Raw genomic sequence first — 2,530 nt, forward strand, 5'->3', positions numbered from 1 at the left:
GCTGATTGGAGCTGGTGCTGCTTTTGCTGGTGATGTTACCGAGTAATCAAGAAATTCTCTGTCCTGCTGTGGAATTTGCAGCGTGTCTGGGTCAATAAATACTGAAACCCCCCCGGTTTCCTCACGGATCCGGGGTGTTTTTATTCTGGTAGCACTTCTACTGCTATTTGCCCCCTTGTTCCGTGCGGGAAACCTGCCTATTCCACTGTTGTTGCTGGAGCTGGGCTCCCTGATTCTGCTCTACCAGTGGCTGTACAACCGTGCTTACCGCGAAGTTCCGTCAAGGCTGTTATGGTTCTTGGCACTTTTGCTGATAGTGCCTTTAATCCAGCTGTTACCTGTTCCCGTAGGAGTCTGGTCGGGACTACCCGGAAGGGATGTCTTCCTTCCATGGTTGCAGCTGGCAGAACATGGTCAGGTGGATAGCTGGCGTCCCATGTCTCTGGCTCCCATGCGTAGTGAGATTGTATTCTGGGCCTTGCTGCCACCTGTTGCCATGTTTCTGGCTGTCTATACACTATCAGTACAGCAACTCGTGCGATTGGCATGGCTGGTGATTGCGATGGCGCTGTTTCAGACACTGCTTGCGCTGGCTCAATACGTGACACCCTCTGCCAGCCCGCTCCACGACCTGATTCCCAATATTTCCCATAAAGGTGCCGGAACCTGGTTTAACACTGATCACTTTGCCGGTTTTCTTGAAATGGTCTTCCCGATGACGTTGGGACTACTGATAGCCTCACTTGTCAGCAATAAACAAGAGAAGGGTGAAATGGTTGCTCGTATGGTCAAAACTAGTGGTAACCAGGCGCTATTGCACGGCCTAATAGCGATTGTGTTACTCATCGGTATTGTCTACACGCGTTCACGCATGGGCATTGCACTGATGATGTTCGGACTCTTCATCAGCATGCTGTTATTTTCAGCCCAGCTGGGTCGCAGGAGCTCATCAGGCACATTGGCAATGGTCCTTGGTGTGGTCGTGGTTGTTTCACTGGAGATTGGCCTGGCACCTGTACTTGGACGTTTCGCCGTTGATCCTACGCAAGACTACCGTTGGTTATTCTTTGCGACCTCGATGGAACCGATTGGCAGCTTCTTCCCGCTTGGCAGTGGGGCAGGAAGCTTCCCGTCAATTTACCCTGCATACCAGCCATTGCAGATAACAGAGTTCGTCAACCATCTCCACAATGATTACCTTGAATGGATATTCGACACTGGACTCATGGGGCTCGGCATGATTCTCTTCTTTTTCGCCCTCTACCTAAAGCAGTGGACAAATGTATGGCAGCGCGGCAACTGGCACAGCTTCCGGTTTCTGCAGGTAGGAGCTGGCATCGGTATACTGCTGATAGCGCTGCACACCCTGATGGATTTCAACCTGCGTAAACCGGCGAATGCACTCTACTTTGCTTTCCTGCTGGCACTCTTCTTCAAGCAGCATCGGTTAGAGGAAGAGGAGCCGAAACCTGCAAGACGACGCAGACAAGAGTCAAGGCGGGAGGAGATCAAGGCAGTACCAAAACACAGACCGGCTTTTGACAGCAACGAATCCTGGTAACCATCTCTATTCAGCTTGCAACCTGCAACTTGTTGCCTGTAACTTATACACAATGATCGACCTCCACTGCCACCTGCTACCAGCAATCGACGACGGCGCCCAGACAATAGAAGAGGCGCTCGAATTGGCACGCATAGCAGTCGCAGACGGCATCACTCACTCAGTCATGACACCCCACGTACACCCGGGCCGTTACGAAAACCGACTCTCCAATATCGAGACAGCATGCCAAACCTTCCGCGAGGCACTCGATGAGGCCGCTATTCCACTGAAGATAAGTGCAGGGGGAGAGGTACGAATATCAGCCGAGATTATCGAGATGCTGGAGCAGGAAAGCCTGCCGCTAATGCAGTCAGAAGAGGGTGAAAAGAGCCTGCTGCTTGAATTCCCACACGAACGAATCATTCCCGGCACAGAGAACCTGATCGCATTCCTGCTAGGGCAGGGCATCACACCACTGATTGCTCACCCGGAACGCAACAAGGACGTCATGCGCAACCCAAAAGCGATAGACGTCTTTGTAGAAAAAGGCTGCTTGCTGCAACTGACAGCCGCCTCAATTGCGGGAGACTTCGGCCGACCACCAAAAAAATGCGCCGAGATATTACTCAAAGCACATGCAGACAACATTCTCCTGGCAACAGACGCCCACAACAGCCAATACCGACCACCCAAACTGGAACCCGGCCGCAAAGCAGCCGAAAAACTCGTCGGCGAAAGCATATCCTGGGAAATGGTCACAACAAGACCAGCAAAAATCACAAACCTCTCATAACTCGTCACCTCGACCTAAATGATTTTGTAGGAGCGTCGCCCCGGCGCGATAAACATTCATCATCCCGGTCGTCCCTAATCGTCATCCCGGCCGCCCTATATCGTCATCCCGGGCTTGACCCGGGATCCGAACAGCCCTTCACACTCTGCATGATGAAATTACCAGTTTTGCAGAAAGTTAACATATATGTTAAC

General features: G+C 51.9%; 2 protein-coding genes. Both read left to right on the forward strand.

From position 1 onward, the window contains the following. The first annotated feature begins 175 nt into the window (after positions 1 to 175). Complete coding sequence (locus BOW51_RS09740; protein WP_135568229.1) at positions 176 to 1,561, forward strand: O-antigen ligase family protein; 1,386 nt, start codon at positions 176 to 178, stop codon at positions 1,559 to 1,561. Positions 1,562 to 1,613: 52 nt separating this feature from the next. Then, the gene (locus BOW51_RS09745) at positions 1,614 to 2,336 is read left to right on the forward strand and encodes a tyrosine-protein phosphatase (RefSeq protein ID WP_078477547.1); all 723 of its coding nucleotides are present in this window, start codon (positions 1,614 to 1,616) and stop codon (positions 2,334 to 2,336) included. The last annotated feature ends 194 nt before the right edge of the window (positions 2,337 to 2,530 follow it).

The sequence above is a fragment of the Solemya elarraichensis gill symbiont genome, from assembly GCF_002021095.1.
Lineage (GTDB): Bacteria > Pseudomonadota > Gammaproteobacteria > Chromatiales > Chromatiaceae.